Source organism: Psychrobacter sp. CAL346-MNA-CIBAN-0220 (genome assembly GCF_040309805.1).
Classification (GTDB): Bacteria; Pseudomonadota; Gammaproteobacteria; order Pseudomonadales; family Moraxellaceae; genus Psychrobacter.
On the sequence record NZ_JBEOPF010000003.1, the window covers coordinates 57881 to 76218 of the forward strand.

Annotated in this window: 19 protein-coding genes; 9 read left to right on the plus strand and 10 right to left on the minus strand. The window is 44.0% G+C overall.

Annotated elements, in window-relative coordinates; genetic code table 11:
• Window positions 1–118: 118 nt before the first annotated feature.
• Window positions 119–1645 (plus strand): M48 family metalloprotease, encoded by a 1527-nt coding sequence (locus AAEY88_RS07920; RefSeq protein WP_350561190.1) that lies wholly within the window; start codon window positions 119–121, stop codon window positions 1643–1645.
• 70 nt (window positions 1646–1715) lie between these two features.
• Here the strand turns inward: AAEY88_RS07920 and AAEY88_RS07925 are convergent, their stop codons facing one another.
• The 3 genes from AAEY88_RS07925 to AAEY88_RS07935 form a co-directional block, all read right to left on the minus strand.
• On the minus strand, window positions 1716–2165 hold the full coding sequence (locus tag AAEY88_RS07925; RefSeq protein ID WP_350561192.1) for a GatB/YqeY domain-containing protein: 450 nt from the start codon (window positions 2163–2165) through the stop codon (window positions 1716–1718).
• Window positions 2166–2450: 285 nt separating this feature from the next.
• Window positions 2451–2666: a 30S ribosomal protein S21 gene (gene rpsU / locus AAEY88_RS07930; protein ID WP_025645021.1), complete on the minus strand. Its 216-nt coding sequence runs from the start codon at window positions 2664–2666 to the stop codon at window positions 2451–2453.
• 165 nt (window positions 2667–2831) lie between these two features.
• A complete protein-coding gene (locus AAEY88_RS07935; protein WP_350561194.1) occupies window positions 2832–2960 on the minus strand; it encodes a hypothetical protein in 129 nt (42 codons plus the stop codon).
• Window positions 2961–3092: 132 nt separating this feature from the next.
• On the opposite strand from AAEY88_RS07935, the gene AAEY88_RS07940 reads away from it, so the two are divergent.
• The 4 genes from AAEY88_RS07940 (at window position 3093) to crcB (ending at window position 5966) form a co-directional block, all read left to right on the plus strand.
• Window positions 3093–3653 (plus strand): c-type cytochrome, encoded by a 561-nt coding sequence (locus AAEY88_RS07940; protein WP_350561196.1) that lies wholly within the window; start codon window positions 3093–3095, stop codon window positions 3651–3653.
• Between the two features lie 155 nt (window positions 3654–3808).
• Window positions 3809–4348, plus strand: coding sequence for a c-type cytochrome (locus AAEY88_RS07945; RefSeq protein WP_350561198.1), 540 nt, complete (start codon window positions 3809–3811; stop codon window positions 4346–4348).
• Window positions 4349–4467: 119 nt separating this feature from the next.
• Complete coding sequence (gene tsaD / locus AAEY88_RS07950) at window positions 4468–5538, plus strand: tRNA (adenosine(37)-N6)-threonylcarbamoyltransferase complex transferase subunit TsaD (RefSeq protein ID WP_350561200.1); 1071 nt, start codon at window positions 4468–4470, stop codon at window positions 5536–5538.
• Window positions 5539–5594: 56 nt separating this feature from the next.
• Complete coding sequence (gene crcB / locus AAEY88_RS07955; protein WP_350561202.1) at window positions 5595–5966, plus strand: fluoride efflux transporter CrcB; 372 nt, start codon at window positions 5595–5597, stop codon at window positions 5964–5966.
• 187 nt (window positions 5967–6153) lie between these two features.
• Here the strand turns inward: crcB and AAEY88_RS07960 are convergent, their stop codons facing one another.
• The 4 genes from AAEY88_RS07960 to potA are packed head-to-tail and all read right to left on the minus strand — an operon-like array spanning window position 6154 to window position 10121.
• On the minus strand, window positions 6154–7044 hold the full coding sequence (locus AAEY88_RS07960) for a LysR family transcriptional regulator (RefSeq protein WP_350561204.1): 891 nt from the start codon (window positions 7042–7044) through the stop codon (window positions 6154–6156).
• Window positions 7045–7081: 37 nt separating this feature from the next.
• Window positions 7082–7942 (minus strand): spermidine/putrescine ABC transporter permease PotC, encoded by an 861-nt coding sequence (gene potC / locus AAEY88_RS07965; RefSeq protein WP_350561206.1) that lies wholly within the window; start codon window positions 7940–7942, stop codon window positions 7082–7084.
• On the minus strand, window positions 7942–8829 hold the full coding sequence (potB, locus tag AAEY88_RS07970; RefSeq protein WP_350561208.1) for a spermidine/putrescine ABC transporter permease PotB: 888 nt from the start codon (window positions 8827–8829) through the stop codon (window positions 7942–7944). The genes potC and potB overlap by 1 nt, the downstream gene beginning before the upstream one ends.
• The gene (potA, locus tag AAEY88_RS07975; protein ID WP_350561210.1) at window positions 8829–10121 is read right to left on the minus strand and encodes a spermidine/putrescine ABC transporter ATP-binding protein PotA; all 1293 of its coding nucleotides are present in this window, start codon (window positions 10119–10121) and stop codon (window positions 8829–8831) included. The genes potB and potA overlap by 1 nt, the downstream gene beginning before the upstream one ends.
• 375 nt (window positions 10122–10496) lie before the next feature.
• Here potA and AAEY88_RS07980 point away from each other — a divergent pair, with 375 nt between their 5' ends.
• From AAEY88_RS07980 to AAEY88_RS07990, 3 genes are all read left to right on the plus strand, one after another.
• Window positions 10497–11135 (plus strand): carbonic anhydrase, encoded by a 639-nt coding sequence (locus AAEY88_RS07980; RefSeq protein ID WP_350561212.1) that lies wholly within the window; start codon window positions 10497–10499, stop codon window positions 11133–11135.
• Between the two features lie 185 nt (window positions 11136–11320).
• Window positions 11321–11884 (plus strand): lactoylglutathione lyase, encoded by a 564-nt coding sequence (gene gloA / locus AAEY88_RS07985; RefSeq protein WP_350561214.1) that lies wholly within the window; start codon window positions 11321–11323, stop codon window positions 11882–11884.
• A gap of 116 nt (window positions 11885–12000) precedes the next feature.
• Window positions 12001–12969: a mechanosensitive ion channel domain-containing protein gene (locus tag AAEY88_RS07990; RefSeq protein ID WP_350561216.1), complete on the plus strand. Its 969-nt coding sequence runs from the start codon at window positions 12001–12003 to the stop codon at window positions 12967–12969.
• Between the two features lie 155 nt (window positions 12970–13124).
• On the opposite strand, the gene AAEY88_RS07995 is transcribed toward AAEY88_RS07990, so the two are convergent.
• From AAEY88_RS07995 to ribA, 3 genes are all read right to left on the minus strand, one after another.
• Entirely contained in the window at window positions 13125–13598 is a 474-nt protein-coding gene (locus tag AAEY88_RS07995; protein ID WP_350561218.1) for a cytochrome c, read from the minus strand.
• Between the two features lie 372 nt (window positions 13599–13970).
• Window positions 13971–14957, minus strand: coding sequence for an oxygen-dependent coproporphyrinogen oxidase (gene hemF / locus AAEY88_RS08000; RefSeq protein WP_350561220.1), 987 nt, complete (start codon window positions 14955–14957; stop codon window positions 13971–13973).
• A 61-nt stretch (window positions 14958–15018) separates the two neighbouring features.
• On the minus strand, window positions 15019–15711 hold the full coding sequence (gene ribA / locus AAEY88_RS08005) for a GTP cyclohydrolase II (protein ID WP_350561222.1): 693 nt from the start codon (window positions 15709–15711) through the stop codon (window positions 15019–15021).
• A 477-nt stretch (window positions 15712–16188) separates the two neighbouring features.
• On the opposite strand from ribA, the gene dxs reads away from it, so the two are divergent.
• Entirely contained in the window at window positions 16189–18273 is a 2085-nt protein-coding gene (gene dxs, locus AAEY88_RS08010) for a 1-deoxy-D-xylulose-5-phosphate synthase (RefSeq protein WP_350561224.1), read from the plus strand.
• Window positions 18274–18338 lie beyond the last annotated feature (65 nt).

The following is an 18338-nucleotide window of genomic DNA, read 5'->3' on the forward strand; positions in this document are numbered from 1 at the left end:
GACCTAATAGACAACTGTATAGGATACGCATTTGCATCACGCTAATAGACAGTCGATAAAAAGACACCAAATTAATAAGCCTTTACGTGGTAACGTATCAGTAGGGTTGTTATTAGTTATGTTGCTAGCCAGTGGTTATAGCCAAGCTTTGCCTGCAGCCGCTATACCAGCGTATGGTCCATGGCAATCTTCAGCAGATCCAAATGAATTAGAGCTGCCCAGTTTGCGCGGGCAAGGATTAAGCTTCTCTGAGCAATATCAAAACAAGCTGCTTGGTGAGTGGTCGCTCCAAAGGATCAATAATGGGGTAAAAATGGAGCATGACCCTTGGATTCAAGAAACTATAAAAGACATGACTTGGCGTCTTAATGCCCAAGTACGTCAGCAAGCGCCATTAGCAGTAGTGGTCATTGATAACTCCAGTGTTAATGCGTTTGCAGCACCGGGCGGTGTTATCGGTATTAATACTGGTACCATATTAGCGGCAAGCAGTATGGATGAGCTAGTAAGTGTGGTGGCGCATGAGGTCGCACACATTAGTCAGCGTCATTATGAACATGGGGCGGATGAACGTAAACAAGCTCTACTTATGCAAGTAGGCGGTATGCTGGCAGCGATTGCGGCTTCCGCAGTTGATAGTGATGCAGCAGCAGCAGTGATGATGGGCAGCCAAACTGCAACCATGAATAGCAGCATGGCCTTTAGCCGTAGTAATGAGCGTGAAGCTGATCGGGTAGGTATGCAGATAATGACTCAGGCCGGCTATGACCCACGGGCGATGCCACGGTTTTTTGCGACGATGAATCAAAAAAGCCAACTCAACCAAGTCGAAAATCGATTTCTACCCAGTTTTGTACGCTCGCATCCGTTAAGTAATGAGCGTTTAAGTGAGGCCCAAAGTCGTGCGCAGCGTTATCCAGCGCTGTCACTGATCCAGCAGCAGCGCCACCAAGCGCTATTTGATTTGCTCTATTGGCGAGTACAAAGTATCGGTAAGCATGTCTCACAGACAGCTTTGACGACTGCAGCGCAGAATAGCTTAGGTGCAAAATTGGCCTTAATGCATTGGTATGGTGAGCAGCAGCGTTTTGCTGATGCTAACAATATTTTGACTGAGCTTACTGCTTTGCCAGCAACAAAGCGCCAAATACTAGAACCGTTATTGTCTATTACTCATAGCCAGATATTGAGTGAACAAAATAAATGGCAGCAAGCCGCAGAAGTGTTAGAGGCTCAGCAGCGACTGTATCCAGAGCGTCGCGACTTGCGTCTATATTTAGCCGAGGCCCTGACCAATAACAATCAGCCGCTTCAAGCACAAGTGCTGCTTAAACCACTTACTCAGCAGCAATCAAGCGACCGCTATGCCTGGCAAAGCTTACAACTGGCCAATGAAAAATTAGCCAAAACAACGCCTTCAGCGCAGCTAGCAACTATTGCCACTATTAATGCGCTACGTTATCGCAGCTATGACCAGCTATGGAGCGGCCGCTACGACAATGCACTGACTTCGCTTACCCAAGCCCAGCAGCTGACTGAACAGATGCAATTAGCACCAGCCACTAGTAACAGTGCCCGTCCGCTATTAGCGAACATTGCCCAAGAAATCAACGCCATAAAAACCGCTAAAGACTTTAAGCCTTAAGCGGTTATTTTTACATCTTCAGGTTTTGTCTATTCTAATAAAAAATTTAATGCTAGATTTTAATAAAATATTAACCTTGTAGCGATTGTTTTACTAGTTTTGAGATCAGCGCAGGATCAGCACGGCCGGCCGTTTTATTTTTGAGTACAGCCATCACACTGCCCATATCACGCATAGATGTTGCCCCTTGCTCTGCAATCTCAGCATTCACTAAAGCAGCAACTTCAGTGTCATCCATTTGCTTGGGCATAAATTCACTGATGATATCGATCTCGAACTGCTCTTTTTTTGCTAAATCATCACGGTCGTTTTCAGTAAAAATAGTTAGGGACTCATGGCGCTGTTTCAGCTGTTTTTGTAGCACGTCTAATACGTCAGCATCGTCCAATTCGATTCGACGATCGATCTCGATTTGTTTGATCACTGCTTGTACATTACGCAGTACCTTTACTCGCTCAATCTCGCGTGCTTTCATAGACGTTATGATCGTGTCTGCTAAGTTTTGTTTAAGTTGGCTCATGACTGTTATGATCCTCTATAAGATTAAAAGCTTGCTAAATGAAATATATTAATAAAATTGTAGCATAAAAAACGCCACTGATATCAATGGATAGCAGTGGCGCTGGTATATCAATGCGGCGGATAATCTTATTGGTTTGCCAAAGCTAGTAATAAAACTAACGGTAAGGATGCAATACCGGCAAACGAATCAGTTAAAATCTGATGAGGACAACAGCAAGATAGTATTTACCTTATTTATATACTGTTAAGCTCAAAAATTTAATCACTTATCATTAATAAGTGATTAGTACATACGCGTGGTACGGATAGTATCGCGTTGTAGTTTTTTCTTATAACGCTTAACGGCAGCGGCTTTTTTGCGCTTACGCTCTTGCGTTGGTTTTTCATAAAATTCACGCTTACGTACGTCTGATAGAACGCCAGCTTTTTCACAAGCGCGCTTAAAACGACGGATAGCGATATCAACTGGTTCGTTTTCTTTAACCTTAACTGCAGGCATGAAGACTCCTCATGAGGATGAGATACAAGGGGCATTAGTTTGGCTGTGTATTAGTATTTAGCCGCAATATCTCAAGATTGCAGACATCAGCTCAAACTAGGATAATCTTGCGCAACAGCACAAGGGCGATTATTTTAATAAAAAATGTTAGCAAAGTCAAAGCCTTTAGTGTATTTGTTTATTATTGCGCTCAAGATACTCAGCGCCTTGCTGTTGGTTTGATGGTTTGCTCTTTAATTTAAAGTCTTTATTATTATTATAATAACGCTCTTTATGTTTACTAATGCGCTTCATAAAGAGTCCATAAAAATTGGGTAAAAAACCCTTACTGACTATAACGTATTGGGTGAAGTTTATGCTATGATAAATCCATCAAAATAGTAGGCGCATTTGTGCTTTTATGTCAGTTTTATTAAGGATGTTGGGATGAAAAAAACGGTAATAAACAGCTCATTAAGCACAGCTCTGTGGACAGCATTGATCGTCACTTTAGGCATCGGGGTTAGCGCTTGCAGCAGTGACAAAGAATCAGAAGAAGTTATGGCAGTCGACCGAGTGGAAGATGCGGCTGCACTTGCCATCAAAAATGGCCCTGAAGCTGAAGATATGGCTTTTCCAGAAACTGCTCCAGTAGCTGCAGCTGACGCGAATGCTATGGCGACTACTGACCAAGCTAATGCAGATATGCCAGTAGATGCGGCTGCGACGACTGAGGTTGCTGGTGCTGCTAAACCTGAAGATCTTGCTGTTAATGTTGGTGCTCAACTCTACAATACTCAGTGCATGGCTTGTCATCAAAATGGCTTGTTGAATGCACCGAAATATGGTGATGCGGCCGCTTGGGCTCCACGTATTGCTAAGGGCAAAGAGATCTTATATACGCATTCGGCAAAAGGCTTTAACCAAATGCCACCCCAAGCTACAAACGGGGTCACCGAAGCTCAAATTCATGCAGCGGTTGACTATATGGTTGCAGCTGCCAGCTAAGATGGTTGATGTTGAGCCAGCTACAAAATGATAAGCCGCAAAATTCTCAAAAGTCGTTCATTTTTAGCAATCACTATTATTGCTAATGACAGCCCTAGTACTAATAAAGGGTTAGTAGAGATAAGCCGAAGTAACTATTAGGTAAAGGTGTCAGCATGACTATTAAGCAAGCCGTTATGAATAAAAAACCAGTCAATAAATGGGCATTGTCCGCGCTTGGTCTTAGTGCACTGTTGGCTCTCAGTGCCTGTAGTGGTGGTGACAATACTCCTGTTGAAGATGCTGATGTTAGCGAAGCAGAAACGACGGCCGTAGAGATTAATGAGCCTGTAGTGGAAGCCGAAGTGCCAGCCCCTGCTGATGAGGTGGTTGCCTCGACTGAACCAGCAGAAATGCTGCCAGATGACGCTGCGGCTATAGAAGTTAGTAGCACTGCTGAACCTGAGGTATTGGCTGCCGATGCGGGTGCTAAACTGTATGAAGTCCAGTGTAAAGTCTGTCATCAGAATGGACTGCTTAATGCACCAAAATATGGTGATACGGCTGCGTGGAGTGCACGTATTACCAAAGGTAAAGAGACACTTTATACACATTCGTCTAAGGGCTTCAATAAAATGCCGCCTCAAGCGAATGACAAGGTTAGCGAGGCCCAAGTCCACGCGGCTGTTGATTATATGTTAGAAGCTGTTAGCTGATATTGGCTGTTGAAATTTGTTAAACTAACCGTCATTGTGATTTACAATGGCGGTTTTTTTGTGGGTGAAACCAGTCGCTTTTTTAATACAAACAAAAACGACGATATAAAGGCAAAAGCATGAAAGTATTGGGCTTAGAGACCTCTTGTGATGAGACTGGCTTAGCTATTTTTGATAGTGAGCTGATAAATAGCGACAATAATGATGGTACTAAAGGCTTGCTTGGGCAAGTGTTGTATTCTCAAATAGAGTTGCACGCAGTTTACGGCGGCGTGGTACCTGAGCTTGCCAGTCGTGACCATATTCGTAAGCTGGTGCCGTTATTCCATGAGTTATTAGACCAATGTAACATCAATAAAAATGAGATTGATGCTATTGCCTATACCAAAGGGCCAGGGCTGATTGGAGCGTTGATGACTGGCGCATTATTTGGACGCAGTTTGGCTTATGGATTAAATATTCCAGCGATTGGTGTCCATCATATGGAAGGACATTTATTAGCACCTTTGATGGGAGCCAATCCGCCAGCGTTTCCTTTTGTATCGCTATTGGTATCCGGCGGTCATACGTTATTGATTGCGGCGCAAGGCGTTGGGCAATATGAAATATTGGGTGAGTCGATTGATGACGCAGCAGGTGAGTGCTTTGATAAAGCGGCAAAAATGCTGGGCTTAAAGTATCCAGGTGGCCCCAATATTGCCAAGCTTGCTGAGACTGGCAATCCAAATGCCTATAATCTACCGCGCCCCATGCTGCATCGCGGTTTGGACTTCTCATTCAGTGGTATGAAAACAGCAGTACATAACCTAATTAAAGATACCTATGGTTCGGGGGGCTCAGGGAATGGCTCTAATAGCGACCCGAAAGTGCGCGAGGATATTGCTGCCAGTTTTCAGCATGCAATGGTCGATACCCTAGTGAAAAAATGCATCAAAGCGCTTAAGCAGGTTGATATGAACCGATTAGTGATTGCCGGTGGTGTCAGTGCCAATAGCCACCTGCGTGATACGTTAGAGACTGAGTTAGCGAAAATAAATGCGACTGTGCATTATGCGCCGCCTGCCTTATGTACTGATAATGGCGCGATGATTGCTTATGTGGGTTTCCAGCGCTTACAAGCTGGCCAGTCAGATGATTTGGCAGTTAGCTGTGTTCCGCGTTGGTCCATGACCGAGTTGCCCGCAGTATAATTTTTTGCTTATTTAATAGATACTTATCAATATTTATTTTGTTGAAGGATACGATCATGCAATGGCTCGCCATAGGTTTAGGAGCAGCAGTCGGTGCTTGTTTGCGAGCATGGCTAGGACGCTTTAACCCACTACACAGTTGGATACCGTTTGGCACACTTGGCGCCAATATTCTCGGTGGATTGTTAATTGGGCTAGCCCTAGTATGGTTTGAGCGTATGGGTAGCGGTGTATCAGTCAATGCAAAACTGTTTATTATTACCGGATTCTGTGGCGGTCTGACTACTTTTAGCACTTTTAGCGCTGAGGTTTTTGCTTTAATTAATGACGGGCGCATGTTTGCAGGTCTGATATTAGTAGGGCTGCATGTGGGATTAACCTTATTAGCGACTGCCGCTGGGTTTTATTTGTTTAAGCTGTTTTTATAATTCGATTGTTATGAAAATAAAGACAAACTTAAGCGATAAGTACTGGGGCTGGAGAAAATCTTCTCACTTGCTGTGCGGCGACGCCACTTTTCGATGCTGCAAAAATTTCTGCTAGCCACGTTCTATCTGTTCTAAGGGAGACCAACTCCATTAACTATAGCTAGTGACCATAACTGGCAATTAATGACTACAATGGCTTAACGATTCCTTCCAATAAGCTCGCAAAGCCTTGCATATAAGCCGTGTCTTTACTTGAAGCACGGGTCGCGGCATAGAGCTGGCAATAAACGCCATCACCAAGCGGCCGTGAAACTACCCAACCTTTTTTCTCGTATTCAGCGACTACCCAATCGGGTAATGCGGCCACGCCGCGCTCACTGGCAACCAATTGAATCAGCATAGCAGTCAGCTCAGTGGTACGGATTTTCTTAAAAGACTCCTGCGCTGGGGTCATAAAGTTAGCGATAATATCGAGGCGCTTGGCTTCTACTGGATAGGCAATCAAGGTCTCATTACATAAATCATTAGGCCGAATAAAGGCTTGCTCCGCTAAATCATGGAGCGGTGACAGCACCAGGCGGCTTTCATACTCAAATAATGGCTGATAGCTGAGACCATCGATTGGCAAATTACTGGTAGTGATTAGCAAGTCGATATCGCCTTCCATCAATAAATGATGGGGTTCAGGCTCAAAACCGGTAGCAAAATCCAGCTCTACATCCGACCACTCGCGACGGTAATGATTGAGTATCGGCATTAACCAATCAAAACAGCTATGACATTCAGATGCCAAGCGCATTCTGCCTGCTTGCCCATGGGCTAAACGCTTCAGGTTGGCTTTAGTGCGAGTCACTTGCGGTAGGATATTGTCAGCTAATGCCAGTACCGTTTTGCCCGCTGGGGTAAAGGTCAGTGGCCGCGTGCGACGGTTGACCAGACTGATATCGTAATAATTCTCCAGTTCTTTTAACTGGTGGGAGACTGCAGAGGCAGTAACATGCAGCTCATCCGCCGCTGCCGCTAGTGAACCATGCGCTCGCAGCGCGGTTAAGGTATTAAGATGACGAAGCTCTAACATAAGATAACCTAAGGTTTGTTTGATTTTCACTCAAAATTTAACGCCGACGTAATAGCAGCTGCGAGATGATAACCAATATTAAAGATGCGGCAAGTAATAACGTACCGATAGCATTGACTTCAGGTTTGAGACCCACGCGTACCATCGAGTAGATACGCAACGGTAGAATCTCATAGCTAGGCCCAGTGACAAAGGTCGACACCACCACATCATCGAGCGATAAGGTAAAGGCTAAAAGCCAACCTGCCAGCACTGCTGGCAATATCACTGGAATCAATACTGTACGTACCATAGTCGATTCACTAGCGCCTAAATCGCGCGCGGCTTCCATCAGGCGCTCATCTAAACTACTCAAGCGTGCAAAGACGGTGATAACCACGAACGGCAAGCAGAAGGTAATGTGTGCTAATAACAACGACACAAAGCCCAACTGGAGCCCAATTAATAAAAATAGTGCGAGCAAGGATATAGCAAGCACAATCTCAGGCGACATCATCAGCACAAACAATAAGCCATTCAACAAGCCTTTACCGCGAAAGTTATAACGATGGAGCGCCAGGGCGGTTAAGGTGCCAATTAAGGTCGAGACGGTTGCGGCGACCAACCCTAAGACAATGGAATGCCAAAAAGAATCAAGCATCGCTTGGTTTTTAAACAGCGACTCATACCACTTTAAGCTAAATCCGCCCCAGTTATAGCCCGTTTTTGAGTTATTGAACGACATCACTACCAAGATAATGATGGGCAAATAGAGCAAGGTATAAATCAGTCCCAAATAGCTTTTAGCCGCAATACTGCCAAACTTAATATTTTGCTTAACAGGACGCTTATTTTTTGAAACCTTAGGCGGGCGAGGGGCTTTAGTTTTGACCCTTTGGCGGTTGTCAGAGTCAGACATTAGGCCACCTCGTTAAAATCAGTCTTGCCAATACGGCGACTACTGGCCCGATAGGCGAATAAAAGCACCGCCATCGCTAGGGTTAACAACACGCTAGCTGCTGCCCCAAACGGCCAATCACGCGCATCTAAAAATTGGTTTTTGATAATATTACCGACCAGTAAGTTGCGTGAGCCGCCTAAAATATCTGCCACATAAAACATACCCATCGCTGGCAATAAGACCAATAGCACACCTGAAATAATTCCCGGTGTGGTCAAAGGTAACACCACATGCCAAAAAGTTTGAGTTTTTGAGGCACCTAAGTCTTGTGACGCCAGCAGCATGTCATTACGTAAGTCCGTAAATACGGCATATAATGGCAATACCATAAAAGGAAATAATAAGTAGGTTAGGCCAGCAATCACCGCACCTTGGGTATATAACATATCAATAGGGGTATCAATAATGCCGATCGCCAACAACGATTTGTTAATTAAACCGTTAGTCGCAAATAACAATTTAAGGGCATAAACCCGTACCAAAGAATTGGTCCAAAACGGCAGTATGAGCATCATCATTAATAAAGGCTGCCAGCGTGCTGTGGTTTTAGAGACTAGCCATGCAAAAGGATAGCCGAGCAGCAAACAAATAATGGTAGTGATTCCTGCCATCCACAGCGAGTGCAAAAACACCTCAAAATAGAGCGGATCTATCATACGCAGATAGCTATCGATGCTAACTGGCAGGGTGATAAAATCGCTACTATCACGGGTCAAAAAGCTAACCGCTATGACCAATAAGTTTGGTAACAACGCAAAAATGAGCAGCCAACCCCAAATTAGCCACAACGTTGCGGTACGAAAGGGGCTTTTATTGCTTAAGTGAGTCGAGCTTGCGCGTGCCATTAGCGGATATCCTTTTGCGCAGTCGTCATAGCCGCTTCACCATCAATGGCACTATCGTCTGCTAGCACCCACTCCCAGCCATCGACCCATGAGACCTTAACCGCCTCATTAAGCTTATAATCAAAGCTTGGGTCATCCTCATCGAAGAATTCTGAGGCCTTAATAAGGTGTCCGTTATGCAACTCAATAATAGAGTCTAAGGTACTGCCTTTATAGTTACTTTCAATAACGCGCCCAAGCAGTCCAGCATGGTCATCATCATCGGCTTCATAAATGCGTAAATCTTCGGGACGCAGGAGCAAATTAACGATATCACCGACTTGTACGCCGTTTGCAAAGTCAGGACAGCGCAAATTGCGTAGCGCTGTTGGTCCCTTTTGTGCTTGTGCTTCACATACTTCGACCTCAATGCGCCCATTGGTCACTTGTCCGTCACGATCTGGCTGGGTTAGATAAACGCCTTTTACCTCTGCTTTAAATAGATTGGTCTCACCGATGAACTTGGCCGTAAACAAGTTCGCTGGGGTTTCATAAATCTCAATAGGCGAGCCGATTTGCTGAAACGTGCCGTCTTTCATCACCGCAATCCGGTCTGACATCGATAGCGCTTCTTCTTGATCATGGGTGACAAATACAAAGGTAATACCAAGCTCACGTTGCAAGCGTTTAAGCTCAGACTGCATCTGCAAGCGCAGCTTATAATCGAGCGCCGATAGCGGCTCATCGAGTAATAACAATTTAGGGCGATTAATAACTGCGCGGGCAATCGCCACTCGCTGCTGCTGTCCACCGGATAAGTCTTGCGGCTTACGGTTGGCTAAATGCTCAAGTTGTACCATCGCCAGCATATCGCGCACTCGGGTTTGAATCTCGTCTTTAGGGACTTTTTTAAGCTTAAGGCCATAAGCGACATTTTGTGCGACGGTCATATGTGGAAATAGCGCATATTGCTGAAAGACAGTATTTACCGGACGCTTATCCGCAGGAAGTCCTGCCATTTGCACGCCCTCTAAATAAATTGCTCCTGCCGTTGGCTGCTCGAACCCTGCAATTAAGCGCAATAACGTGGTTTTACCGCAGCCTGATGGGCCCAGTAAAGTTAGAAATTCACCTTGCTTAATATTGAGATTGATATCGGTCAGTACTTCGGTTTGATCATAGGTTTTTTTGAGGCCAGTTATTTGTAAAAGTATATCAGCCGGCATATTATTAGTGCTATTACTGTTATATTCAGCAGAGTCAGTATGAGATACCGTAGGGGTCGTATACAAGTTTGCGGGCGAGTCAGTCATGAGATGAATTCCTAAGATACCAAAATATCCGTACCGTTATTGATGCTAAGCACTTTATAAAAGAGCGTGGTCATATATAGGGTCATAAACGCATGCGCGGCCCGGATGCTGCATATTATAACAAACCCTCTGTGCAAATTAGCACAACTTCGTTATAAGTTACGTGGGCTATACTTTGTGTTATGGGGTGCTAATGCTGTCTGATATGGTTGTACATGGACGACTTCACAAAGCGGCGCATTAAAGTGAAATTTTTTATCAATTTTTTGAGCTGATTGCTATACAATCGTTTTATGACTAATTTTATGTCTAAAAAATAGCCAGTCTCATATTTATCTTAACCCCCTCCTCATTTAGTAACACCAAGGATCTCTCATGACTAAAGATACTCGCCCAAAAACAGGTCAAGAAGCGCTCGCCCTGCTTAAAGAAGGCAATGCTCGCTATGTGGATAGTTTGACAAATTCTGACCCATTAATGCAACGCCGTCCAGAGTTGGTTAAAGATCAAGATCCGCTTGCTATTATCTTGGGTTGCTCAGATGCACGCGTACCGGTAGAAATTGTTTTTGATCAAGGCTTAGGCGATTTATTCGTCATTCGGGTAGCAGGTAATGTGGTTGCGCCATCACAAATTGGCTCAATAGAGTTTGCTGCCGAAAAATTCAATACTCAATTGGTGGTGGTACTCGGGCATTCACATTGCGGTGCCGTAACCGCTTGCGTGGAAGCCATGATAAATCCTGAGCAGTATTATTCGCCCAACTTGCAATCTATCGTTGATCGTATTCGTCCGAGCGTTTATAACCTGCATGAGCTTGCTACTGCTAATGGACAAGATGTTGATGCGGATGAGCTCGTCGATCGATCCATTCGTGCCAATGTGCGCATGTCAGTCAGCCAGCTTAAGCATGGCTCACGTGCCTTAGAGGATTTATCAAGTAGTGGTCAGCTGTTAATTGTCGGTGCAGAATATGATTTAGAAACTGGAAAGGTTCGCTTTTTAGACAGCTAATCCATGCTTATAAACGGTATTCTCTTACAAAACCCTCATAGTTAAAATATTGTTTTTTACTATGAGGGGGGGGGCGATAAGGCTACCTCATTACCGATTCAGTATTGCTAACATTGTTTTAGAGACAAAACCGCAATTTTGACTCTTCTATTCAATACATTTTAATTATTAGAATAAGGATATTTATGTCTAATCCTACCTCTGACTCAGTCTCAACTATCAATCAACCAAAAAACAGTGTAAGCGTGGCTGGTATTCAGCCTATCGCTACTCAGACCAGCGGTTTCACTTTTAATCACACCATGTTACGGGTAAAAGATCCGGCCAAGTCATTGGCGTTTTATACCGGTGTGTTAGGGATGACACTGCTTGCAGTAAAAAAGTTTCCTGAGATGGAATTTGATTTGTACTTCTTAGCGAAGTTAACGGATGACGAGCGTGATAACCTGCCAGCGGGTGAAGATTTGGCCATTTATACCTTTCGTCAGCGCGGTATTTTAGAGCTGACCCATAATTATGGCACCGAAACTCAAGATAACTTTAGCTATCATGACGGCAACCAAGAGCCTCAAGGCTTCGGTCATATTTGCTTTAGCGTGCCGGACTTGCCTGCTGCTGTAGCTTGGTTCGAGAGTCACGATGTCGAGTTTAAAAAACGTCCTGAAGAGGGCAGTATGAAAAATATCGCTTTTATTAAAGACAGTGATGGTTACTGGATTGAGATTGTACAAGCCGGTTTGATGGGTTAGTTTTTTTGAAAAGCGTGGTAAGTCGCTTACTAATATAACTGATAACTAAGACAGCGAACAAATAAGGTATGGCTGCCTTAGTTAATAACGAGAACAGGTAAAGGAGTAACAATAACATGCCTATCTCTGAGGTAGATTCCGTAAAAAGTGCGGCTAGTGGCGATGTACTGACTTATCAAAGTATTGCAAACACCGCTAATGATCTACTCAGTAGTTTTGTTGAGCGTATTCCTTATTTTGTGGCAGCATTAATAGTAATCATCGTTTTTTGGTTGCTATCAATGATCTTCAAAAAAATTGTCCTTAAGTTGCTTGGTAAGCGCAGTCGCCATCAAAATTTAGTCAAAGTGTTTCAGCGAGTAGGTGGGGCCTTAATATTTTTTATCGGCTTTATGATTGCGATGGTGATTGCCATTCCAGGATTTACTCCGACTAAGCTTATTGGTGCGCTTGGTATTGGCTCAGTGGCCATCGGTTTTGCCTTTAAAGATATATTCCAAAACTTGTTGTCGGGTATTTTGCTACTGATTTCAGAGCCGTTTCGTATTGGTGACCAGATTGTCTCAGGCGACTATGAAGGTACGGTTGAGGATATTAAAATCCGCGCCACTACTATTAAGACTTATGATGGCCGGCAAGTGGTGATTCCTAACTCAGATTTATATACCTCAGTGTTGACGGTCAATACCGCTTATAAACAGCGTCGTCTGCAAGTCGCCGTTGGCATTGGTTATGAGGATGATATTGAAGCGGCAAAAGCGCAAATTATGCAAGCGCTGACCAAAGTGGATAGCGTGTCAACTCACAATGAGCCGAGCATTATAGCCACAGGATTAGGCGATTCAACCGTCGATTTGATGGTACGCTGGTATATTGATGATGGCACACAGGCCAATAAAGTCGCATCTATTGATCAGGTAATCGTAGCAATTAAGACCACGCTCGATGCTGCTGGAGTCAATATGCCATTTCCGGTACGTACCTTAGATTTAAGCGATCCGTCAGTGAAAGCTATGGTAACCATGCTGAATAAGCAAGAAGCTGATTCTTCTATAAATACCAGCATGACGTCAGTGCACAAATAGAAGTCTTTATCTAAGTTGAAGAATCAATAAGTTCCAAACAATAAAAAACCGCCATTCTCAAACAGAATTGGCGGTTTTTTATTCTTCTGTCTTTTATCTGTTTTAGCTTACATAAATATAATCTTCATTAATAAATAAAGTTTCACTAGACAACATTAATCATCTTTTTTTACTTTAAAGTCAGTGTGGCATGACTTACAGCTCTTACCAACTGCCCCAAAATCTGGCTTTATGTCTTCAACGCTAGTCGCTGTTTGTGCGACCGTGTTCAGCTCAGCGGTCACTTTTTGGAACTTTTCTGATTCAGCAATGAAAGCTTCGTTATTGCTCCAAACCGCTTCTTTAGCATTACCAACGGCTTCGGTATCTTCAAAATGGCGCCAAGGATTTTTAGAGGCATCTGCTAGGAATGCAGCTTGTTCTTTGACGACTTCTGCATCAAACATATCCGGCGCTTTGACCATATCGCCCATAACCCCCATCGCATCGCCATAGCTTTTCATAATATCTTGGCGCGCTTTGACATCAGGGTTAGTAGGGCCGCTACAAGCTGTAAGGCCAAGCGCAGCAGTCATCAACGTGATACCTAAAATTGATTTTAACGATTTTCTATTGAGAGCTTGTGCCATATGTATGACTCCTTTATACGGGGCTAGTTTGATAGGCGCGTGAGTAGATATCGGGCCTCGAATGTAATTAATACTATCAAGAGAGCTGTTTTTTTAACTGACTATTTCTAAATACATTACTTCAACTATAGATATAAAATTTATAAAAAAATAAATGACTTGCATAGCTTTTTGTAATCGACCTACAAATGCGTTGTAAACTCTATCCTAATAATATTGACATAAATAAAGGCCAGCTATAAAAGCTGACCTCTTATATCATTAACTGTCTTACCGAATGACTATAGCTACTTAATACATATAGTTAACGATAGAGCTAGTACACAGTAAAACACTTGTTTACCATCTTAGCCACCATTATGCCAATAAGGACTATAAAGTCAACCAATCTCTCGGTTGCAAATAGTAATCAGTCAATTCAAACTCTGCCGACCCTTGTTCAGGCTCAAAGCGATAATGCCAGCTGGCAAGGGGTGGCATACTGACCAAAATAGACTCGATACGACCATTACTTTGCAGGCCGAATAGAGTTCCGCGGTCATAAACCAGGTTATATTCGACATAGCGTCCGCGGCGATAAAGCTGAAACTCACGCTGCTCATCAGTATAAGGCAACTCTTTACGCTGTTCAAAAATCGGAATAATACCATCAAGATAGCCATTACCAACCGCTTTCATAAATTCAAAACAGGTCTCAAAGTTCCAACCACGGCTCTCAAAATTAACGTCATCATAGAATAGGCCACCAATACCACGTTGCTCATCGCGATGGCGCAGATGGAAATACTCATCACACCACTGTTTAAAGTCCGGATAAACACTATCGCCAAAGGGCGCGCAAAGATCATGACAGACTCGGTGCCAATGCACACAATCTGCTAATACCGGATAAAAGGGCGTTAAGTCAAAACCACCGCCGAACCACCAAATAGGATCTTCGCCAACTGCTTCTGCAACGAATAGGCGCACATTAGCATGGCTGGTAGGGACGTTAGGGTTCTTAGGATGAACAACCAGAGAAACTCCCATTGCTTGGGCTTTACGTCCAGCGATATTAGGGTGACGGGCAGTTGCTGAGGCAGGCAGATTATGGACATGAATATGGCTGAACATTACCCCCGCTTTTTCAATAATCTCGCCATCGGCTAGAATACATGAGCGACCGCCACCGCCCTCGGGACGCTCCCAATCATCAGGCACAAACACTTTACTACCGCCGTTAGTGTGCTCTTGAGCTTCTAATGCTTGGCAAATACGCGCTTGCAAATCGACTAAAAACTCACGTACGCGTATAATATCTTTCTCACAGGGCGTTAGGTTGCTAGCGGTGGTGTTGTTATTTATATCAGGAATACTCATAAAAATATCTATAATAATGGTTTAGGGTAATCGTTTGTGGCGATGAAGCAATTTAGTTACTTTATTTATTAAGGTGAGCTTCTGTGTAAAATTCTTTATTAAGCAGATGACCCATGCGGTCACGCTTAGTCGCTAGATAGCCTGCATTAATATCATTGACGCCAACCACTAATGGTACGCGTTCAACCACATGAATACCATGATCCATCAAATACGCTACTTTATCGGGGTTATTGGTGATAAGTCGTACTTCCTTGACACCGATATGAGCCAGCATCGGCCCGCACATATCATAGGTACGTGCATCAGCTGGTAGCCCTAACATTAAATTGGCATCTAAGGTATCATGACCTTGGTCTTGTAGCGCATAGGCACGAATCTTATTGGTCAGACCAATACCTCGCCCTTCTTGGCGCAGATAAAGAATAGCACCAAAGCCGGTTGCTTGTATCGCCTGCATAGCCGCATTGAGCTGTGAACCACAATCGCATTTTAGTGAGCTAAAAGCATCACCAGTTAGGCATTCAGAGTGAATCCGTACCAGGGGAATAGGATGGTCTGATAACTTATGGTCAGTGTTCTTTGTAGGCGCTGCATCCTTTTTTAACGTTGGGTCTATTGGTATCGGTTCGACCACGGGCAGACCGACAGTAAGCATCACATGCTCTTGACCGTCTTCATTTTCAAACACATGAATATCAAACTCGCCATGACGAGTGGGTAATTTGGCACAGGTGATAAATTGATATGACATTAATGTCCTGCATAAGCCGATTATCGTGGCAGTAGAGGGAGTGGTCATGACCATATCGTGACAGTCATGGGGTTATAAATCTAGCGCTGTTGTTAAAGTATTATCGATATAATTAATTCGTGAGAATACCGTATTTATAGCGTTTGCGAGAAAAACACACAAAGTTCACAGACGACGCACGATGATTAAAGCGATAGTTTAAAAAAAATGCTATTATGCCATACTATTTTAACGGATACAGTGACAAGTCTTTACCCTTACATTACTGTATCGTCATTAGCGTATAATATTAATATATAGTGGTCAGATAGCGAGCTTATCGTAGTCTATTATTTATGTATAATAGTCGCCCATTTGGTGCTGCCTTTATAAATGTATACATTACTAATGCAGTGGTATCACTACGATAGCAGTGCATCATGATATGGTAAGACGGCACCTTGTCTTTTCAGCAGATTGGTAGGTACAGTACGGTTTATGCAGCAGTCACCTCATTCCTCACAGACCTGGTCATCACCTGCGTCGTCATCTACGCTATCGGCTACCGATTCTGCTGCACACCTATCTGGCTTGCAACAGACTTATGTGGTGATACCGCGGACACGTCCTAACACGCCGCTGCTTGATACTATTGATGCGCCTACTAGCCTTAAGACCCTTAGTACCGAGGAGTTAATAACCTTGGCTGACGAGTTGCGTCTGTTTTTATTATACTCAGCTGGGCAAAGTGGGGGACATTTTGGGGCCAATCTTGGTGTGGTTGAGTTAACCATTGCGCTGCATTATCTATTAGAGACGCCGCTTGACCAAATTGTCTGGGATGTCGGCCATCAAGCCTACGCCCACAAGGTGTTGACTGGTCGCCGTGATGCGCTCAGTAGCATTCGTGCAAAAGCTGGTTTGACTGCCTTTCCTGAGCGCGCAGAATCTATCTATGACACTTTTGGGGTTGGACATTCATCCACCTCTATTTCAGCCGGCCTGGGTATGAGTCTAGCGCTACGTTACCAAGGTCGAGCGCAGACCGTAGCTTGCATTATCGGTGATGGTGCCATGACTGGCGGCATGGCTTTTGAAGCTATGAATGACGCGGTACAACAAAACGCTGATTTATTAGTGATTTTAAATGACAATGATATGTCCATATCCTGCTCTATTGGGGGCTTTTCACGGCATTTGGCTATGCTTTGGGAGTCAGGATATCAAGTCGATATTTCAGAGACAGGCGAACCCGTCTTACGTCAGCGTCCCAATATGCAGGCTTTTGATCGACGTAAGCGTCATAAAGAACAGCGCGACGTACCAAAGCTAGAAGACAATTTATTTAAAGCGATTGGCTTTACCTATTTTGGCCCTTTTGACGGTCATAATATTCCTGAGCTGCTGCGCGTATTATCATTAGCGAAGCAAGTGCGTGGTCCTGTATTAGTGCACATCTATACCACTAAAGGCAAAGGTTTTGCACCGGCGGAAGCCGATCCTGTGGGCTATCATGCGATTAGTAAATTACCTGCTGAAGCCAGCCCTACAAGCGGTTCTCAAAACAATAAAAGCTCTACTAAGAATAGCGTTCCTGTATTAAAATACTCGCAGGTGTTTGGGCAGTTTTTATGTGATAAAGCGGCGCAAGATGATAAGCTACTAGCCATTACCCCAGCAATGGAAGAAGGGTCTGGGATGATTGATTTTGCCCGCCAGTTTCCGGAGCGCTTCTTTGATGTAGCGATTGCGGAGCAGCACGCAGTGACGCTGGCAGGTGGTATGGCCACTCAGGGTGTCAAACCAATAGTAGCGATCTATTCGACGTTTCTGCAGCGAGGTTATGATCAGCTTATTCATGATATTGCCCTACAAAATCTCGACGTGATGTTTGCTATTGATCGTGCCGGCTTTGTCGGTGAAGATGGTGCCACTCATGCTGGGGTATTTGATTTTGCATTTTTGCGTTGTGTACCTAATATGCTGATTGCTGCGCCAAAAGATGAAAACGAATGTTATCAGTTACTCAATACTTGTTATGAATACTCAGGCTGCACGGCAGTACGCTATCCACGCGGTACAGGTACTGGCGCTAGTATCCAACGCCCAATGCAGCAGTATAAGGTCGGCCAAGCTGTTGTAGAGTCGGTAATAGGCGCTGACAATGCGTCTATCAAGCTAGCGCTATTGGCCTTTGGCACTATGGTGGCAACCGCTCAACAAGCAGCTGAAGCGTTGGTAGAAGTGTTAACAACTGATCGCATTGCTACAGACTATCAGGTTCAAGTCATCAATATGCGCTGGGTGAAGCCCTTAGATATTGAGCTACTTGAGAATTTGCTTGCTCAAGGAATTACTCATATTGCAACTTTAGAAGAGCATATGATTATGGGCGGCGCTGGCAGTGCGGTAAACGAATATTTACTAAATGCCTCACCTACCTTTGCTATCAGCCGACCTGCTATTTGTAATATGGGTATTCCAGATCGCTTCGTGGCACATGGTTCACAAGCAGAACAATTGGCTGATTGTGGTTTAGATGTCGCAGGTGTGGTCAGCCAGCTTCAGCAATTGCTGTCGTAAATTAGTATTGATTTTAAAGTAGTTTCAATCGTAAAAATAAAGATAAAAGTAACGCCTGCTTGCCG